This window comes from Cellulomonas sp. Leaf395, from assembly GCF_001424125.1.
In the GTDB taxonomy this organism is placed as follows: Bacteria; Actinomycetota; Actinomycetes; order Actinomycetales; family Cellulomonadaceae; genus Cellulomonas.
The window spans coordinates 649,806-667,946 of record NZ_LMQI01000004.1; the positions used below are offsets into that span (position 1 = coordinate 649,806).

The following is an 18,141-nucleotide window of genomic DNA, read 5'->3' on the forward strand; positions in this document are numbered from 1 at the left end:
CTCGCATCGTCGTCGAGCGCAGCGGTGTCGAGCGCAGCGGTGTCGAGCACGTGCGCTCGAGATGACATGGTGTCCGAAACCCACAGTACCTGATACCTTCGGTCTCGTGAGCCCTGTCACACCGGGTCCGTCGAAGGCGACGGCCCTCACCCTGCTGAACTCCGAGGCCGGTCGTGCGCGACCGGCCCTTCCCACGCCCCCGTCGAGCCAGCGCGCGCACCGACCCCCCGAGGACGCCTTCGCGACCGACGGCCGGTCCACCCGCTGGGCCGACCACCGCGAGGCTCGTCGCGCCGAGCTGGTCCGCATCGCCCGCAAGACGGTCCACCACAAGGGCCCCGACGTGTCGATGGAGGAGATCGCGGCCGCCGCGGGTACCTCCAAGTCGATCGTCTACCGGTACTTCGCGGACAAGACCGGCCTGCAGATCGCGGTCGCCGAGGCGGTCGTGCTGCAGATCCAGGGGGCGCTCGAGGGCGTCCTGCGGATCGCGCCGACCCCGCGCGAAGGTCTGCGCGCGATGGTGGCGGTGTACCTCGAGATGATCGAGTCGTCGCCCAACGTCTACGCGTTCGTGACGCGCAACGGCTCCGTGGAGTCCGGCGGTCCGCTCGGGCACTTCCTCGACTCGGTCACCGCGCTGGTCGCCGCACCGTTCGCCCGCGGGCTGACCGAGGAGCACGCCGACGGTGGACGCAGGGCACGTCGGCCCGAAGGCTCCCCGGACGAGGACGACACCGCCCTGAAGGCCCGCGTCGCGCTGGCCGAGTCGTGGGCGGCCGGTGCCGTCGGCTTCGTCCGCGGCTCCGGCGAGTGGTGGCTGGCCCACCGCGACGAGCCCGCCAGCCCGGACCGCGAAGAGCTCACCGCCCAGGTCGCCGCATGGCTCTGGGCCGGACCCGTCGGGCTGCTCGCCCGTGACCGCAACCGCACAGCATCCGAGGAGTCCCGATGACCACCACTGCGCCTCGTCAGACACCGCGCCCCGCCGTCGAGACCCCCGAGGTCGGCGACCCGCGACTCGACGCCGACGTCACCAACGTCGACATCGCCCACCTGAGCCAGGTCCTGCTCGGCCACTACCCGGAGCTGCGGCTGGCGGCACGCAAGCTCATGGCCGACGAGCGGTTCCACCGGATCGAGGGCCAGTCGCTGGCCGACCACCGTGAGCGCGTCCTCGGACAGCTCCGCCTGCTCGCCGCCGAGGGCGACGTGCACCGCTCGTTCCCCGAGCGGTTCGGCGGCCACGAGGACCACGGCGGCTTCCTGGCCCGGTTCGAGGAGCTGACGCACGCGGACCCGTCGCTGCAGATCAAGTCGGGGGTGCAGTGGGGGCTGTTCGCCTCCGCGATCTACCACCTGGGGACCGAGCGCAATCACGACCAGTTCCTGGCCGACGCCCTGTCGGTCAAAGTCCCGGGCGCCTTCGCGATGACGGAGACGGGCCACGGCTCGGACGTCGCCGCGATCGGCACCACCGCGACGTACGACCCGGCGACGCAGGAGTTCGTCGTCCACACGCCGTTCCGCGCGGCGTGGAAGGACTACCTGGGCAACGCCGGGGTGCACGGCACGGCGGCCACCGTCTTCGCCCGGCTGGTCACGGCCGGCACCGACCACGGTGTGCATGCGTTCTACGTCCCGATCCGCGACGAGGACACGATGGAGTTCCTCCCGGGCGTCGGTGGTGAGGACGACGGGCTCAAGGGCGGGCTGAACGGCATCGACAACGGCCGGCTCTGGTTCGACCACGTCCGCATCCCGCGCACCAACCTGCTCAACCGCTACGGCGACGTGGACGAGGACGGGACGTACTCGTCGCCCATCGCGAGCCCCGGCCGCCGCTTCTTCACGATGCTCGGCACGCTGGTGCAGGGTCGCGTCTCCCTGGACGGTGCTGCGGTCACGGCCGCCCGCGTGGGCCTGACCATCGCGATCACCTACGGCAACCAGCGTCGGCAGTTCAACGGCGCGTCGCCCTCCGACGAGGTCGTCATCCTCGACTACGCCGAGCACCAGCGGCGCCTGCTCCCGCTGCTCGCGGAGACGTACGCCGCCGGGTTCGCGCACGAGGACTTGCTCGCCGCGTTCGACGACGTGTTCTCCGGCCGCAACGACACCCCGGAGACCCGCGAGGACCTCGAGACGCTCGCCGCGGCGCTCAAGCCGGCGTCGACCTGGCACGCGCTGAACACGCTGCAGGTGGCACGCGAGGCATGCGGCGGGGCCGGGTACCTCGCGGAGAACCGGCTCACCGGGCTGCGCGCGGACATGGACGTGTACGCCACGTTCGAGGGGGACAACACCGTCCTGCTGCAGCTCGTCGGCAAGCGTCTGCTGGCCGACTACTCCAAGAGCTTCAAGCACCTGGACGCGACGAAGGTCGCCCGCCTGGTGGCCGAGCGCGCGTCCGACGCCGCCCGGTACCGCACCCCGCTGCACCGGGCCGTGCAGACCATCGCCGACGTCGGCGACCCGCGCCGCTCGGCCGGTCAGCTGCGCGAGACGGCGACGCAGCGCGAGCTGCTGGTGGACCGCGTCGAGACGATGGTCGAGGAGATCGCCCAGGCGCTGCGCCCCGCGCAGAAGGCCGACCCCGCGACCGCCGCGGCGCTGTTCAACACCCACCAGCACGAGCTGATCGCGGCGGCCCGCGCGCACGCCGAGCTGGTCCAGTGGGAGTCGTTCACCGCCGCGCTGGAGCGCGTCACCGACCCGGGTACCCGCCAGATCCTCACCTGGGTCCGGGACCTGTTCGGGCTCACGGTCATCGAGCGGAACCTCACCTGGTACCTGCTGAACGGTCGGCTGTCCGCAGGGCGTGCCCGCACGGTGACGTCCTACATCGACCGGCTCCTGGCCCGGCTGCGGCCGCACGCGCAGAGCCTGGTCGACGCGTTCGGCTACGAGCAGGCGCACCTGCGCGCACCGATCGCGTCGGGCGCCGAGCAGGACCGGCAGGACGAGGCCCGCGCCTACTACCGGGCGCAGCGTGCCTCGGGCGACGCACCCGTCCCGGAGAAGCACCAGCGCTGATCCGGCGTATGGACCCCACCTGATTGGTCCGCGGGCTGATCACGTGGGGTTGCAGCGTGCCGCGATCATGTCGATCCCGTCGACGACCGGGCGCCACGGCTCGAGGTTCCAGGACGCCTTGTCGGGGGCGCCCAGCTCGTGGCACTCGAGCTGGTCCTGCATGCCCGGCACGTCGGCGTCGGGTGCCTGGTCGACCACCTGCGTCCAGAGTCCGTCCTGCGCGGCCAGGCTGCGGACGCGCGCCCAGGCGCTCGCGACCACCCCGAGCGACCGACCGCCCTCGGCCTCGCCCCAGGTCGCGCTCTCGACGGCGACCGACGCGAGCCAGACGACCACGGGCTGGTCGGCGCTGAGCCGGATGACCTCGGGTCCGACCTGCTCGAGCCCCGTCCGCCGCGGCTCGGTGGTCAGCCCGGCGACGAACCGGCCGGCGTCGTCGCGGACCACCGCGGAGCCGTCGGAGAGCGCCTCGAGGGTCATGCCCTCGGGCGCGGCGAGCAGCGCGGCGCCGCCGGACAGGGCAACCGTGGCGGATCCGTCGTCGGCAGGGGTCGCGGCCGCCGCAGGCGCGACGATGGTCACGGTCACGGGGCCGGAGGTCAGGGGCGCGCCCGTCGCGCGGACGACGGCGGGGTCGGACGGGTCCGCGGTGACCTGCACCGTCGGGGTGGGGGTCGGGCTCGCGACCTGCGGAGGCTCCGCGAAGCCGGGGCTGCACCCGACGAGCGCGACGAGCAGCGCGACCGCTGTCACCGCCCCCCGTGCCCTCACGTGGGAGAACGTACCCGTCGATCCCGCAGCCAGACACACTCCGACGGGGTGGCGATCGTCGGCTCGGCGCCGGGCACGCTCCTTGCGACCACCTCCGTAGCCACGGGCAGCCGCCACGGGCGTGACGACGTGTTGAGCACGACCAGCGCGTCGGCTCGGCGGCCGACGAGCACCCCGGGGCGGGCGTCCTGCCAGGTCAGGTCCTCGGAGGTCCACAACCACGGGCGTGCTGCGAGCGCCCGCTGCAGCACCGACCAGGCCGAGGTGGGGTCGGACTCCTGACGGTCTCGGGCGTACTGCGGCCAGGTCGCCGGGATCGGCAGCCACGGCTCGCCCGTCGTGAAGCCGACGCCCGGTCCCGACGTCCACGGCAGCGGCACGCGGGCACCGTCGCGGTTGGGCAACCGCCCGCCGGATCGCAGCGACTGCGGGTCCTGCCACGTCTCCGGAGGGACCTGGGCGTCGGGCAGGCCCAGCTCGTCGCCGGCGTACAGGTAGAACGCCCCCGGCAGGGCGAGCAGGAAGAGGTGCAGGGCCAGCGCTCGCTCGGGGCCGAGCCGCGTCGCCACGCGGGCGATGTCGTGGTTGCCGGCGACCCACGCGGGCAGGGCGCCGACCGCGCGATGTGCGGCGAGCTGGGCGTCGACGGTGCGCTGCAGCGCCGCGGCGGACCAGGGGGTGTGCAGGACGTCGAACGCGAACGCCTGGCCCAGCTCGTCGGCCCGCGCGAACTCCGCCGTGCGCTCGGGCGGTCCCCACGCCTCCGCCACCGCGGGTGCCGTGCCCAGCACGCCGCGCCACGACCGGTAGACGTCGTGCACCTCCGGACGGTCCCAGTGCGGGTGGTGCAGGGAGCCGCGCCGCACCTCTCCGTACGCCGGGTCCTTGGCCAGCCCGCCCGCGACGTCCACCCGGAACCCGTCCACCCCGCGGGCCAGCCAGAACCGCAGGGTGTCCGCGAAGTCGGACTGCACCACCGGGTGCGCCCAGTTCAGGTCCGGCTGCTCCGGGGCGAACAGGTGCAGGTACCAGCTCCCGTCGGGCAGCGGCGACCAGGCTGGGCCGCCGAACATCGACTGCCACCCGGTGGGCCGCGAGCGGATGTGGAACAGCTCCCGCTCGGGCCCACCGGCTCGTGCGGCGACGAACCACGGGTGCTGGTCGGACACGTGGTTGGGGACCAGGTCCATCAGCACCCGCAGCCCTCGATCGTGGGCCGCCCCGACGAGCCGGTCGAACGTCGCCAGGTCCCCGAAGAGCGGGTCGATGTCGCGGTGGTCGGCCACGTCGTAACCGTGGTCGACCTGCGGCGAGCGGTACACGGGGGTGAGCCACACCGCGTCGACGCCCAGGCGGGCGACGGCGTCGAGCCCGGCGGTCAGACCCGCCAGGTCACCGACGCCGTCGCCGTCACCGTCCAGGAAGGAGCGGACGTAGACCTGGTAGACGACGGCGGTGCGCCACCACGAGGTCACACGCGAACCAGCTCGATCAGCACGATCGAGGGGTTGGGCAGGTCGACGTCCAGGGACGACCCGTCCAGCGGGCGCTCCGTCACGGCCAGGCGGTCGGCCTCGCGCAGCTGTGCCCACTGCTCATCGGTCGGCCAGTCGGCCCCGTCGGACATCGACGACCACACCGCGGCGATGTTCGAGTGGTCGGCGTCCACCCGCGACTCGCGCACGGTCCACGTGCCGTCCGGAAGACCGTCGAGCGACACGTGAGCGGTCCGTCCCAGCGCGGCGGACCCGTCGACCTTGGACTGGTCCAGGGTGCCGTTCCACAGCGCGACGGCGATGCGGTCGTCATCGCGTGATGCCCACACCTCGACCAGGCTGTCCGCGCCGTCGCCGGTCACGGTCGCCGCGACCTCGTCGCGACCCAGCTGCTCGAGCAGCCACAGCGCCCACCAGCGGGGTTTGCGCAGCTCGCCGACGGTCCGCAGGCCGAAGCCTCCGTGCAGCAGCCGCGGCGGCCGGCCGAGCTCCTCGAACTGGTCGGAGACCACCCAGTAGGACAGGGCCTCGATGCGACCGGCGGCCGAGCGCATCCCGCGGACCAGGAACGCCGCGGAGAACACGCCGTCGTTTGAGTTGCCGAAGTGCGTAGGGCTCACGCCCCACTCGGTCCACCAGATCTGCGCGTCCTCGCGGCCGTGCCGCGCGAGCGTCGGCCGCACGTCGAGGGGGGCGTTGCCGTAGGTGTGCGTCGAGACGAAGTCGACCGGTGCACCCGACGACGCGACGTGCTCCAGGAGCCCGTCCACCCACCCGGCGGCCGCGGTTGACGGTCCGCCGACCACCAGCCGGTCGTCCACCTCGCGCACGGCGTTCACGGTGACGTCGTAGAGCCGCCAGAACTCGTCGCGCGTGCCGGACCAGAAGACCTCGAGGTTGGGTTCGTTCCAGACCTCGAACGACCATCGCTCCCGGACCTCGTCCAGCCCGTAGCGCTGGACCAGGTGCCCGACAAGGTCGGTGATCAACGCCGCCCAGCGGTCCCAGTCCCTCGGCGGGGACACGATCGCGCGGTAGCCGAACACCGTCACGTCCGGATCGGACGCCAGGTCGCGCGGCATGTACGACAGCTCGACGACGGGCCGCAGACCCAGGGCCAGCAGCGCGTCGTACGTCGCGTCGACCCGCGTGAAGTCGTGCACCGGCTCGCCGTCGACCTCGCGGTAGACGCCGAGGTCGTCGCACAGGATCGCGTGCGCCCGGACGGTGGCCACGCCGAGCTCGTCGTGCGCCGCCCGCAGGGCCGACGTGAGGTCCGCCGAGATGCTCTGCCCGCCGACCGTCTCGTCGCTCAGCAGGAGGCTGAGGTGCTCCGAGCCGATCATGGGCCGCCACGGTCGGGGGAGCTCGCGGACCACGGCGCCGAGGTCCACGAGGACCTCGACCGTCCCGGTCCCGGACGCCAGGGACGCCGCGACGACCTCGTCGCCCGCGGGCCCGGTCACGTCCACGTCCGTCACCGTGGCGACCGCGTACCGGTACGCCACGCCGGGCTCGCCGGTGGTGTCCGCGTACGGCCCGTGCGGGACCGCGAGGACGTCGCCGCCCTGGTGGTCGAGCGGGGTGCCGTCGCGCAGCACCTGGTACCCGACGGCGCCGGCCACCGGCTCCCAGTGGAGCGTCACCTGTCCGACGCCGGGCGCCGCGTGCAGGCCGGCTGGCGGTGCGAGGACGGGGATCCCGCCGGCCGCCGTGGCGTCCGACCTCCGCCCGATCCGGGACTCCCAGTCCGTGCGTGCGTCACTCATTCGACCACCCCCGCGCTGAACTCCTCCTGGCCGATGAGCGGACGCAGGATCTTCTCGACGTGCCGCGTGCCGAACGAGTCGTGCAGCACGCCACCGCCGAGGACGTTGCCCAGCGCGCCCAGGACCATGCCCTGGTCGAGCGACAGGTAACGCTCCGCCTGCGTGTTGGAGCGGACGGCGACCGAGTCGTAGAACCCGCCGTCGCCGTAGGCGCCGAGCACCGTCTCGATGTTGCGGAGGTTGTCGACGGCCTCGCGGGGCGCGTACGGCAGGGCCAGGAACGAGGCGTGCGGGGTGACGACGCCGTCACCGAAGGTCGGTGTCGGGTTGGTGGCCGGGCGGCAGCCCTCGTAGCCGGCGTCGACGTTCGTCGCCTCGCGGTCGGACGGGTACCCGCCCGGGTCCATGCCGATCGCGTCGACCCCGTACACCGAGTAGTTGCCGAAGGGGTCGCTCGCGGGCGAGAAGCCCCAGTAGCCGTAGCCGGCTTCCTCCATGCCGTGCTCGATGTGCGCGCGCACGGCGAGCGGGTGGTTGACGCCCCAGCTCTTCGGGGCCCACTCCGCCTCGGGCACGAACAGGTCGGGCATGAGCTCCTCGAACATGTCGCCGCCCCAGCTGGGGACGATGTGCATGCCGCGGTAGGTGAACGCGCCCTCGAAGACCTCGAGGCCCTCGTACGTCCGCGTCACGCCGACCGGGCGCTGCTCGAGCCATGACCAGTCGCAGCTCGCCGGGAACGTGCGGTTGGTCGCGAAGTAGTGCTCCGGCGGCACCTGGCCGCGCACGATGCCGATGTAGCTGGCGATCCGCGGCTCGGAGTTCGTGATGTCGTAGTGGTGGCAGGTGAACAGCACGGGCGAGCCGTCGACCGTGCCGGCCTGCGTGCACTGGTTCATGGGCGGGTCGACCCAGAAGCCGCCGCGCATCATGCCGGGCCGCGTGCCGCCGAACTGGTTCGCGTCGTAGAAGGCGCCGAAGTTCATCGGCTCCAGCAGGGCGTTCGCCTCGCGTCGCAGCGACGGCTCCGCGGTGGCGACGACCATGAGCGCCGCGGCCATCCAGCCGTTGTCCACCGTGGACAGGAACGGGTAGACGGTCTCGCCCGTCGGGAACTGCGTGAGCTTGGCGCCCGTGGCCTCGTCGTACCAGTTGTAGAACATGCCGCTCGGCTCGTGCCGCTCCATCGTCGCGACCGTCGCCAGCGTCTGCGCCATGCGCTCGCGGGCCTCGCGCTTGTCGATGATCCCGAGCTCCTGGGCGGAGATCGTGGACCACAGGTAGGCGCCGATGTTCGTCGGCGAGGTGTAGCCCGACCGCGTGGCCGGGTCGAGCGTCGCGTCGATGTTGTCGGCCGGCAGGCCGGTGGCCTCGTCGGTCATGGCGACGAAGGACGTCCACGTGTCCTGCGCCCAGCGGTGCAGGTCGGCGCGGTCCTGGTGCGTGAGGTCCAGGTCGTCGTGGTGCGGGCCGCCTGCGGAGGCGGTCGTCGCGCCGGTGACGACGAGGGCGGTGGCAGCGGCGGCTGCCGCGACGTGTCGAAGTCTCATCATCGAGCCCTTCTCGTGGGTCAGGTCTTGAGGCCGGTGGTCGCCAGCCCTTGCACGAAGTGGCGCTGCAGCGCGAGGAACACGACGAGCACGGGGACGAGCACGACGCACGCGCCCGCGAGGAGCAGGCCGTAGTTGGTCGAGTTCTGCCCGACGCTGTAGAGCGCGAGCGCGACCGGGAGCGTGTACATGTCCTCGGTGCTCGCGACCACGAGCGGCCACAGGAAGTTGTTCCAGGAGCCCAGGAACGTGAGGATCGCGAGCGTCGCGAGCGCGGGCTTGCACAGCGGCATGACCACGGTCGCGAAGATCCGCAGCTCGCCCGCGCCGTCGACGCGCGCGGCGTCGATGAGCTCGTCGGGGATCCCCTGCATGAACTGGCGCATGAGGAACACGCCGAACGCTCCGGCGAGGAACGGCAGGATCAGGCCGAAGTACGTGTTGACCATGCCCAGGTTGCTGACCAGCACGAACAGCGGGACCAGCGTCACCATGCCCGGGATCATCAGCGTGGCCAGGACGAGGCGGAACATCCACGTGCGGCCCCAGAAGTCGATCTTGGCGAACGCGTAGCCGAGCATCGAGCAGAACACCAGGTTGCCCACCGTCACCACGACGGCGACGACGACCGAGTTGGTGAAGAACTGCGGGAAGTCGAGCCGCGTGAACAGCTCCTGGTAGTTGCCGAGCGTGGGTGCCTGCGGCCACCACGTCGGCGGGTTCTGCCGCAGCTCCCCGTTCGTCTTGAACGACCCGAGAAGCATCCAGATGAACGGCGTGACGACGAGCACGAGCCCGAGCCCGAGCACGACGTAGATCCACCGGCGTGGCTGCGGTTCGCCGAGGTGCGAGCCGACGGTGCCGCGGGGCTTCGTGGCTGTCGCGGTGCTCGTGCTGGTCATGACGCACCTCCCGCCCGGCGGAACCAGCGGCGGCGCGGGCCGGCCGCGTCGTCGCGCTCACCGAGGACCTTGAAGTTGATGACCGTGAGGAGGACGACGGCAGCGAAGAGCACGTAGCTCATCGCGGCGGCGACGCCGTAGTTGCCGAACCCGAACGTGTTGTAGATCAGGTAGGCCACCGAGAGCGTGCTGTTCAGCGGGCCGCCCTGGGTCATGACGAACGGCTCCTCGAAGAACTGCAGGAACCCGATCCCGGTGATCACGCCGGCGAACAGCATGGTCGGCCGCAGCGTCGGCAGGGTGATGTTGCGCAGCCGCTGCCACGCGTTGGCGCCGTCCAGCGCGCTGGCCTCGTGCAGGGCTTTCGGCACGGACTGCAGACCGGCGAGGAAGATCACGACGAGCGTGCCCAGCGAGCGCCAGACCGACATCATGATCAGCGAGGGCATCGCCCACGTCGTGCTGCCGAGCCAGTCCGGACCCTGGATGCCGAACCAGCCCAGCACCTCGTTGATCAGCCCGTTCTCGGGCTGCAGGAGGAACCGCCACACGACGGCCACGGCGACGATCGACGTGACGACGGGCATGTAGTAGCCGACCCGGAAGAAGCCGGACAGCTTCGTGATGCCGGTGTTGAGCGCGAGCGCGATAGCCAGCGCCACGAGGATCGTCAGCGGGACGCCGACGACGACGAAGTAGAGCGTGTTGAACGCGGCCTTCTGGAAGAGCGGGTCGCTGAGCACGGTCGAGAAGTTCTCGAGCCCCACGAAATCGACAGCGAACGGGTTCTGCAGGTCACGGCTCTTGATGTCGGTGACGCTCATGAAGAGCGACGAGAGCACCGGCCACGCGGTGAAGACGAGGAACAGCACCATGAACGGTGCCGCCATGCCCCACGCGGCGATGCTGCGCCGACGGCGCAGGGGCGACGAGCGCCGCACCCGGGGAGCGGCCGTGTCGGCCGTCCCCGGGGGGCGCACACCCTTCCCGGAGGTCAGGGTCGCGGACATGGGGTCAGAGCCCCGTGCCGATCGACTCGGCCTGCTGCTGGATGGCCGTGGCGGCCTCCTGCGGGTCCATGCCCGTCTTGCAGACCTTCTCCAGCTCGGTGTCGATCACGTTGGCGATCTGCTCCCACGTGGGGATCGCCGGCGGCGCCTGGGCGGTCGTCATCTGCTCGCCGAACACCGCGAGGCGCTCGTCGGAGGCCAGGTCGCCCGACTCCCACGCGGACTGTACGGCGGGGAGGTCGCTGGTCTGCGCGTACCAGTCCGCCTGGACCTCGGGCTCGCTCAGCCACTGCACGAAGGCCCACGCGGCGTCGCGGTTCTCGGCGCTCTTGAACACCGCGAGGTTGCTGCCACCGATGAACGACGCCTGCTTCTCGTCGGCCGGCAGCGGCGCGAGGGTCACGGTGTCCACGAATCCCTCGCCGCCGGTCTCGTCCAGGATCCCGATGTGCCAGGGACCGGACTGGAACGCGCCGATCTTGCCTGCGACGAAGTCGGGCTCCAGGGTGCCTTCCGGCAGCTCCTTGGGGGCGACGCCCTCGTTGAAGAACGACTGGTAGAACGTGAGCGCCTTGACGAACTCGGGGCTGTCGAACGTGAACTCGGTCTGGTCGGAGTTCATGATCTCCGCGCCCGCCTGCCACGCGAACGGCAGGAACGTCTGCCACGCGCCGGTCTGCCCGGCCTGCAGGCTGATGCCCCACTGGGCGCCGGCGGTCTGCATGCCCTTCGACGTCGCCAGCAGGTCGTCCCACGTCGCGGGCGTCGGCGAGACACCGGCCTGCTCCGCGAGCGCGGTGTCGACGTAGAGCACGCGCGTCTCGACGTACCACGGGACGGCGTACGAGGTGCCGCCCACCTCGGTGGACCCCCAGGCTCCCGGGAAGAACGTGGACTCGTCGATGAGGTCCGGAGGTGTCGGGTCCAGGCCGCCGCTCGTCGCGAACTCGCCCATCCACGTGGTGCCGATCATCGAGACGTCGGGTACCTCGTCGGCGGCGATCGCGGTGGCGATCTTGTCGTGGGCGGCATCCCAGGGCACCGCCGTGACGTCGATCGTGACGTCGGGGTTCTCCTCGGTGAACGCCTCCGCGAACTCGCCGAGTGCCTCGCCCTCGGTGCCCATCGCCCAGACGGTCACGTTGCCGCTGAGCTCGCTGGTGTCGACGGCGGCGGCGGTCGCGTCCTCGGTGGCCGTGTCGTCGCCGCGGCCGCAGGCGGTCAGGGCGAGCGTCGTGACCGCGAGCGCGGCGACGCTGATGCGCGCTGTTCTCCTCATGGTGGTTCCTCCTCGAACCGGACGGCCCTCGTGGGGTCCGTCAGGGGTGCGGGCCGCAGCTGTCGCGGACCACCAGGTCGGTGGCGAGCAACTCGTGCCGCGGGGTCGTGCGGGTGGCGTTGATGCGCTGGTCGAGCACCTCGGCGGCGAGGGTCCCGAGCGCGCGCATCGGTTGGCGGACGGTGGTGAGGGCGGGGCGGGCATGGCGCGCGGCCATGACGTCGTCCCAGCCGGTGATCGCGATGTCCCGCCCGACGCGCAGGCCGATCTGCTCGGCCGCGACGATGGCGCCGAGCGCGATCTCGTCGTTGGCGCACACGAGTGCGTCGGGACGGTCGTCGACGGCGAGCAGACCGGCTGCGACGCGCGCGCCGGACTCCTCGTCGAACAGGCACGGCGTGACGGTCGGCTCGATGCCGTGGGCGCCGAGGCCCTCGCGGACGCCGCGCCACCGCTCGGCGACGTCGGGGGACTCCTCGGGCGAGCCGAGGAAGGCGACCTTGCGCAGGTCGTGTCCGGCGAGGTGCTCGCCGAGCGCGCGGGCGGCGTCGACGCTGTTCGCCCGGACGGAGTCGACACCGGCGACCTCGGGGCGGGCCACGACGACGACCGGGAGCCCGAAGGCGCTGAGCGCTTCCACGACATGGTCGGGGACGGTGCGGCCGAGCAGGACGATCCCGTCGACGCGGCCGGCGAGGTCGCGGACGGCCGCGTCGGGGTCGGGGCGGCCGTGGGTGGCCAGGACCAGCACGCTGCGGCCGAGCCGGGAGGCGGTCTCCTCGTACCCGAGCAGGACCTCGGCGTAGTACGGGCCGGACAGGTCGGGGAAGACGATCCCGTTGGCGGCGTGCGTGCGCGCGGCCAGCGAGGTGCCCGCGTGGCTGGGGCGGAAGCCGAGCTCCTCGACGGCGGCGAGCACCTTGGCACGTGTGGCCTCCGCGACGGGCGCCGACCCGTTCATGGCCCGGGAGACGGTCGCGATCCCCACGCCGGCGCGGGCGGCGACGTCGTAGATCGTCACCGGTCCCGTCTCGCCCTCCGGAGGCGTAGGAAGCGCTTTCATGTGGCGACCGTCACACTTTCCGACGAGTTGCGCAACTCGAACGGTGGCGCGTGCACGGGGTCATCGAGCGCCGTGGCCAGTCATGCGACGCCCTTCGTCGCAGGTCAGCCAAGCGATCGCGTCGCGCCGGGAACGGCGTCGGTCGCCGGGAATCTGGTCACCGCGGACACTGCTCCGGACCGTGTCCGGGCGCCGGTATCCTGCTGGATGTCTGCCGACGTCGGCCGCGCGGCCACCGAGCCGACGCCGAGCCACGGGTCTCCACCGAGGGAATCGATGACCACCGCACCTGCGCGCGCCCCCCAGACCGACACCGTCGACGTCGCCGCCGCGACCCCCGACCAGGAGCAGCCGTTCGCGGAGCTGGGCCTGAAGCCGGACGAGTACCAGCGGATCCGCGACATCCTCGGCCGTCGGCCCACGGCCGCCGAGCTCGCCATGTACTCGGTGATGTGGTCGGAGCACTGCTCGTACAAGTCGAGCAAGAACCACCTGCGCCAGTTCGGCGACAAGACGACGCCCGCCATGAAGGAGCACCTGCTCGTCGGCATCGGCGAGAACGCGGGCGTCGTGGACATCGGCGACGGCTGGGCGGTGACCTTCAAGGTCGAGTCGCACAACCACCCGTCCTACGTCGAGCCGTACCAGGGTGCGGCGACGGGCGTCGGCGGCATCGTGCGCGACATCATCTCGATGGGCGCGCGCCCGGTCGCCGTCATGGACCAGCTGCGCTTCGGCGCCGTCGACCACCCCGACACCGCGCGCGTCGTGCACGGCGTCGTGGCCGGCGTCGGCGGCTACGGCAACTCGCTCGGCCTGCCCAACATCGGCGGCGAGCTGGTGTTCGACCCCTCCTACCAGGGCAACCCGCTGGTCAACGCGCTGTGCCTCGGGGTCCTGCGGCACGAGGACATCCACCTGGCCAACGCCTCGGGCGCGGGCAACAAGGTGGTCCTGTTCGGTGCGCGCACGGGGGGCGACGGCATCGGTGGCGCGTCGATCCTCGCGTCCGAGACGTTCGACGACACCAAGCCCTCCAAGCGGCCGTCGGTGCAGGTGGGCGACCCGTTCATGGAGAAGGTGCTCATCGAGTGCTGCCTCGAGCTCTACGCCGCGCGCGTGGTCGAGGGCATCCAGGACCTGGGCGCCGCCGGCATCTCCTGCGCAACCAGCGAGCTGGCCTCCAACGGCGACGGCGGCATGCACGTCGACCTGGAGAACGTGCTGCTGCGCGACCCGTCGCTGACCGCCGGCGAGATCCTCATGTCGGAGTCGCAGGAGCGGATGATGGCCGTCGTCCGGCCCGACCAGCTCGACGCGTTCCTGGCGATCACCGGCAAGTGGGACGTCGAGACGGCCGTCATCGGCGAGGTCACCGGCACCGGGCGCCTCACCATCGACCACCACGGCCTGCGGATCGTCGACGTCGACCCGAAGACCGTCGCGCACGAGGGCCCCGTCTACGACCGCCCGTACGCGCGGCCGGCCTGGCAGGACACGCTGAACGCCGACACCGCGGCCACGCTGGCGAAGCCGTCGTCGAACGCGCAGATCCGCGCCACGGTGCTCGAGCTGCTGGCCAGCCCCAACCTGGCGTCCAAGGCGTGGGTGACCAACCAGTACGACCGCTTCGTGCAGGGCAACACCGCGCTCGCGCAGCCCGACGACTCCGGCGTGATCCGTGTCGACGAGACCACCGGGCTCGGCGTCGCGCTGGCGACGGACGCCAACGGCCGGTACGCCAAGCTCGACCCGTACACCGGCGCGCAACTTGCCCTGGCGGAGGCGTACCGGAACGTCGCGACGACGGGTGCCCGCCCGCTCGCCGTGACCGACTGCCTCAACTTCGGCAGCCCGGAGCACCCCGACTCGATGTGGCAGCTGGTCGAGGCCATCCGCGGCCTGGCCGACGCGTGCCAGGTGCTCGAGGTCCCGGTCACCGGCGGCAACGTCTCGCTCTACAACGGGACGGGGGAGCCGGGACTCATCGACTCCGCCATCCACCCGACCCCGGTGGTGGGCGTGCTGGGCGTGCTCGACGACGTCGCCGACGCCACGCCGTCCGGCTGGACCGCGCCCGGTCAGGCCGTCTACCTGCTGGGCACCACGCGTCCGGAGCTCGACGGTTCGACGTGGGCCGACGTCGTGCACGGCCACCTCGGCGGTCTCCCGCCGGCCGTGGACCTGGCTGCGGAGCGCCGGCTGGCCGAGGTCCTCACGCGCGCCAGCCGCGACGAGCTCGTCGACGCCGCGCACGACCTCTCGGAGGGCGGCCTGGTCCAGGCGCTCATCGAGTCCAGCCTGCGCTTCGGCGTCGGCGTCCAGGTCTCCCTCGAGCCGATCACCGCCCGGGACGGCGTCACCCCGTTCGAGGCGCTGTTCTCGGAGTCGACCGCCCGCGTGCTCGTCGCGGTCCCGCGCTCGGAGGAGGTCCGCCTGGTCGACCTCTGCACCGCGCGCGGCGTCCCGGCGCTGCGTCTGGGGGAGACCGCCGAGTCGTGCTCGCCCGGTGCTGGCACCCCGACCGACGCGGCCGACCACGTGCACGGCCCGGCCGTCGAGGTCCAGGGCCTGTTCACGCTGCCCCTCTCGGAGGCCCGCGAGGCCCACGAGGGGACGCTCCCGCACTACTTCGGCTGAGCTCCGCACCTCGCGAACGCCTATTTCCGTGGCCCCGCTCGTCCGCACGCTCCTACCGTCAGGGAGTGGTCGATCTTCTGCGGGTGGTGCGCGCCGACAAGGGCGCGGTCCTCGTGCTGCCCGCCGACGGGCTGGACGGCGCCCACGAGCCGCACCGGGTGACGCTGGACCGCGACGGCCTGCTCGGCACGCAGGACGGAGACCGGCTCGCGCCGACGGTCGGGGACTGGCTGCTCGTCGACGAGGCGGGGCCGAGCCTGCGACCTCGCACCACAGCCCTGGTCCGCGACAGCGCGGGCGCCACGTCCCGCGTCCAGGCGCTCGCCGCCAACATCGACGTCGTGCTCGTGGTCGAGCACCTCGAACCGGACCCGGACCTCGGCCGCGTCGAGCGGCTGCTGACGCTGGCCTGGCGCTCGGGTGCGACCCCTGTCGTCGTCCTGACCAAGGCCGACCTCGTCCCGGATCCCGACGGCATGACCGCGGAGGTCGAGGCGGTGGCTCTCGCGGTCGATGTCCACACGGTCAGCGTCCCCACGGGTCGGGGGCTCGACGGCCTCCGAGCGCTTCTCGTGCCGGGCGCCACGCTCGTCGCCGTCGGCCCGTCCGGCGCGGGCAAGTCCACCCTGGTCAACGCGCTGGCCGGCCGGGACGTGATGGAGACGGGTGAGCGGCGGGCCGACGGACGCGGTCGGCACACGACCACGCACCGCGAGCTCGTCCCGCTGGCGGGCGGCGCGATGCTCATCGACACGCCCGGCATCCGCGGAGTCGGTGTCGTCGCGGACGAGGACGCGCTGGACACGACCTTCGCGGACGTCGCCGCGCTGGCGGACGCGTGCCGGTTCGCCGACTGCCACCACGCGGGGGAGCCGGGCTGCGCCATCCAGGCGGCGCTCGACAGCGGGGAGCTGGCGGAGCGCCGGTTCGACAGCTGGCGCCGCCTGGCGCGCGAGGCCGCGTACCAGGCGCGGCGGTCGGACGCGCGGCTCCGGGCGGAGGAGCGCGACCGGTGGAAGAAGGTCACCAAGGACTACCAGCGCGGCCTGCGCGGACCGGGTCGTCCGCGGCCCTGAGCGCGCGCGGAAGCGCATCGACGACCCGGATCCGCGCCCGAAACGATTCGGATCCGGCGGAGCGCTCGCCAGAGCCCGGGGCGGTCGGGTTTCCTCGTCGGGACCGGGGTGCAGCAGCCGTCATCGGAGACGCGAGCCCGCCCCGCCCACGACACGGACGTCCCGAGGAGATCCATGCCCACCCGCAGAACCGCCACAGCGCTGCTCGCCACGGCAGCCCTCGCGGTCGCCGGCCTCACCGCCGCGACCGCGACCGCCGCGCAGGCCGCCACCGGCTGCAAGGTCGAGTACACGATCACGAACCAGTGGGGCGGCGGCTACGGCGCCGACGTCACGGTCACCAACCTGGGCGACCCGGTCAGCTCCTGGACGGTCGGCTGGACCTTCACGGCGGGGCAGAAGATCGTGCAGCTGTGGAACGGCAACGCCACCCAGAGCGGTGCGGCGGTCTCCGTCGCGAGCCTCCCGTGGAACGGCTCGCTGGGGACGAACGGGAAGGCGAACTTCGGTTTCAACGGCTCCTGGAGCGGGTCCAACCCGATCCCGGGATCCTTCACGGTGAACGGCACCACCTGCACGGGCACCACGCCGACCCAGACGCCGACCCCGACGCAGACCGCGACCCCGACGCCCACCCCCACGGTGACCGCGCCGCCGACGCCCACTCCGACTCCCAAACCGACGCAGACCACCCCGCCGACCTCCAGCGGCTTCTACGTCGACCCGACCACGCAGGGGTACCGCGCCTGGCAGTCCGCGAGCGGAACCGACAAGGCGCTGCTCGAGAAGATCGCCCTGACCCCCCAGGCGTACTGGGTGGGCAACTGGGCCGACCCGTCGCACGCCAGGGCCGAGGTGGCCGACTACACCGGTCGCGCGGTCGCCGCCGGCAAGACCCCGACGATCGTCGTCTACGCCATCCCGGGCCGTGACTGCGGTTCGTACTCCGGCGGCGGCGTGGCCGAGAGCGCCTACGCAGCCTGGATCGACACGGTCGCGTCCGGCATCCAGGGCAACCCCTACGTGATCCTCGAGCCCGACGCGCTCGCCCAGCTGGGCGACTGCAACGGCCAGGGCGACCGGGTCGGCTTCCTGAAGTACGCCGCCAAGGCGCTCACCCTCAAGGGCGCCCGCGTCTACATCGACGCCGGCCACTCGTCGTGGCTGCCCGTCAGCACGGCGGTGAGCCGGCTCAACCAGGTCGGCTTCGAGCACGCGGTCGGCTTCGCTCTCAACACGTCGAACTACCAGACCACCGCGGCGTCGAAGACGTACGGCCAGCAGATCTCGCAGCAGCTGGGCGGCAAGAAGTTCGTCATCGACACCTCCCGCAACGGCAACGGCTCCAACGGCGAGTGGTGCAACCCGCGCGGCCGGGCGCTCGGCGAGAAGCCGACCCTGGTGAACGACGGCTCCGGCCTCGACGCCCTCCTCTGGGTCAAGCTGCCCGGCGAGTCCGACGGCACCTGCAACGGCGGCCCGTCCGCCGGCGCCTGGTTCCAGGAGATCGCCCTGGAGCTGGCCCGCAACGCGAAGTGGTGACCGCCCC

Annotated in this window: 13 protein-coding genes; 5 read left to right on the forward strand and 8 right to left on the reverse strand. The window is 72.3% G+C overall.

The window, feature by feature from the left end; translation table 11 throughout:
* Window positions 1-106: 106 nt before the first annotated feature.
* Both ASG23_RS14490 and ASG23_RS14495 read left to right on the forward strand, forming a co-directional pair.
* Window positions 107-955, forward strand: a complete 849-nt coding sequence (locus tag ASG23_RS14490) for a TetR/AcrR family transcriptional regulator (protein ID WP_056026104.1) — start codon at window positions 107-109, stop codon at window positions 953-955.
* Window positions 952-3,036 (forward strand): acyl-CoA dehydrogenase family protein, encoded by a 2,085-nt coding sequence (locus ASG23_RS14495; protein ID WP_056026106.1) that lies wholly within the window; start codon window positions 952-954, stop codon window positions 3,034-3,036. Before ASG23_RS14490 ends, ASG23_RS14495 begins: the two co-directional genes overlap by 4 nt.
* A gap of 39 nt (window positions 3,037-3,075) precedes the next feature.
* Here ASG23_RS14495 and ASG23_RS20320 read toward each other — a convergent pair whose 3' ends face one another.
* From ASG23_RS20320 to ASG23_RS14535, 8 genes are read right to left on the reverse strand one after another with little or no spacing between them, the layout of a single operon-like run.
* On the reverse strand, window positions 3,076-3,807 hold the full coding sequence (locus tag ASG23_RS20320) for a DUF2599 domain-containing protein (protein ID WP_200941602.1): 732 nt from the start codon (window positions 3,805-3,807) through the stop codon (window positions 3,076-3,078).
* On the reverse strand, window positions 3,804-5,282 hold the full coding sequence (locus ASG23_RS14505; protein ID WP_056026110.1) for an alpha-amylase family glycosyl hydrolase: 1,479 nt from the start codon (window positions 5,280-5,282) through the stop codon (window positions 3,804-3,806). The genes ASG23_RS20320 and ASG23_RS14505 overlap by 4 nt, the downstream gene beginning before the upstream one ends.
* Complete coding sequence (locus ASG23_RS14510; RefSeq protein ID WP_056026111.1) at window positions 5,279-7,072, reverse strand: GH39 family glycosyl hydrolase; 1,794 nt, start codon at window positions 7,070-7,072, stop codon at window positions 5,279-5,281. Before ASG23_RS14510 ends, ASG23_RS14505 begins: the two co-directional genes overlap by 4 nt.
* Window positions 7,069-8,625, reverse strand: coding sequence for a glucoamylase family protein (locus ASG23_RS14515; protein WP_200941603.1), 1,557 nt, complete (start codon window positions 8,623-8,625; stop codon window positions 7,069-7,071). Before ASG23_RS14515 ends, ASG23_RS14510 begins: the two co-directional genes overlap by 4 nt.
* 17 nt (window positions 8,626-8,642) lie before the next feature.
* A complete protein-coding gene (locus ASG23_RS14520) occupies window positions 8,643-9,524 on the reverse strand; it encodes a carbohydrate ABC transporter permease (protein WP_056026112.1) in 882 nt (293 codons plus the stop codon).
* Entirely contained in the window at window positions 9,521-10,534 is a 1,014-nt protein-coding gene (locus ASG23_RS14525; protein ID WP_056026114.1) for a carbohydrate ABC transporter permease, read from the reverse strand. Before ASG23_RS14525 ends, ASG23_RS14520 begins: the two co-directional genes overlap by 4 nt.
* Before the next feature lie 4 nt (window positions 10,535-10,538).
* Window positions 10,539-11,813: a sugar ABC transporter substrate-binding protein gene (locus ASG23_RS14530; RefSeq protein WP_056026116.1), complete on the reverse strand. Its 1,275-nt coding sequence runs from the start codon at window positions 11,811-11,813 to the stop codon at window positions 10,539-10,541.
* A 40-nt stretch (window positions 11,814-11,853) separates the two neighbouring features.
* Window positions 11,854-12,876 carry a LacI family DNA-binding transcriptional regulator gene (locus ASG23_RS14535; protein ID WP_082516204.1) on the reverse strand — a complete coding sequence of 341 codons (1,023 nt, stop codon included), beginning with the start codon at window positions 12,874-12,876 and terminating at the stop codon, window positions 11,854-11,856.
* Window positions 12,877-13,152: 276 nt separating this feature from the next.
* Here ASG23_RS14535 and purL point away from each other — a divergent pair, with 276 nt between their 5' ends.
* The 3 genes from purL (at window position 13,153) to ASG23_RS14550 (ending at window position 18,134) form a co-directional block, all read left to right on the forward strand.
* Window positions 13,153-15,516 carry a phosphoribosylformylglycinamidine synthase subunit PurL gene (purL, locus tag ASG23_RS14540; protein WP_056026120.1) on the forward strand — a complete coding sequence of 788 codons (2,364 nt, stop codon included), beginning with the start codon at window positions 13,153-13,155 and terminating at the stop codon, window positions 15,514-15,516.
* 65 nt (window positions 15,517-15,581) lie between these two features.
* Window positions 15,582-16,592 (forward strand): ribosome small subunit-dependent GTPase A, encoded by a 1,011-nt coding sequence (gene rsgA, locus ASG23_RS14545; RefSeq protein WP_235521111.1) that lies wholly within the window; start codon window positions 15,582-15,584, stop codon window positions 16,590-16,592.
* 174 nt (window positions 16,593-16,766) lie between these two features.
* Window positions 16,767-18,134: a glycoside hydrolase family 6 protein gene (locus ASG23_RS14550; RefSeq protein WP_056026122.1), complete on the forward strand. Its 1,368-nt coding sequence runs from the start codon at window positions 16,767-16,769 to the stop codon at window positions 18,132-18,134.
* Window positions 18,135-18,141 lie beyond the last annotated feature (7 nt).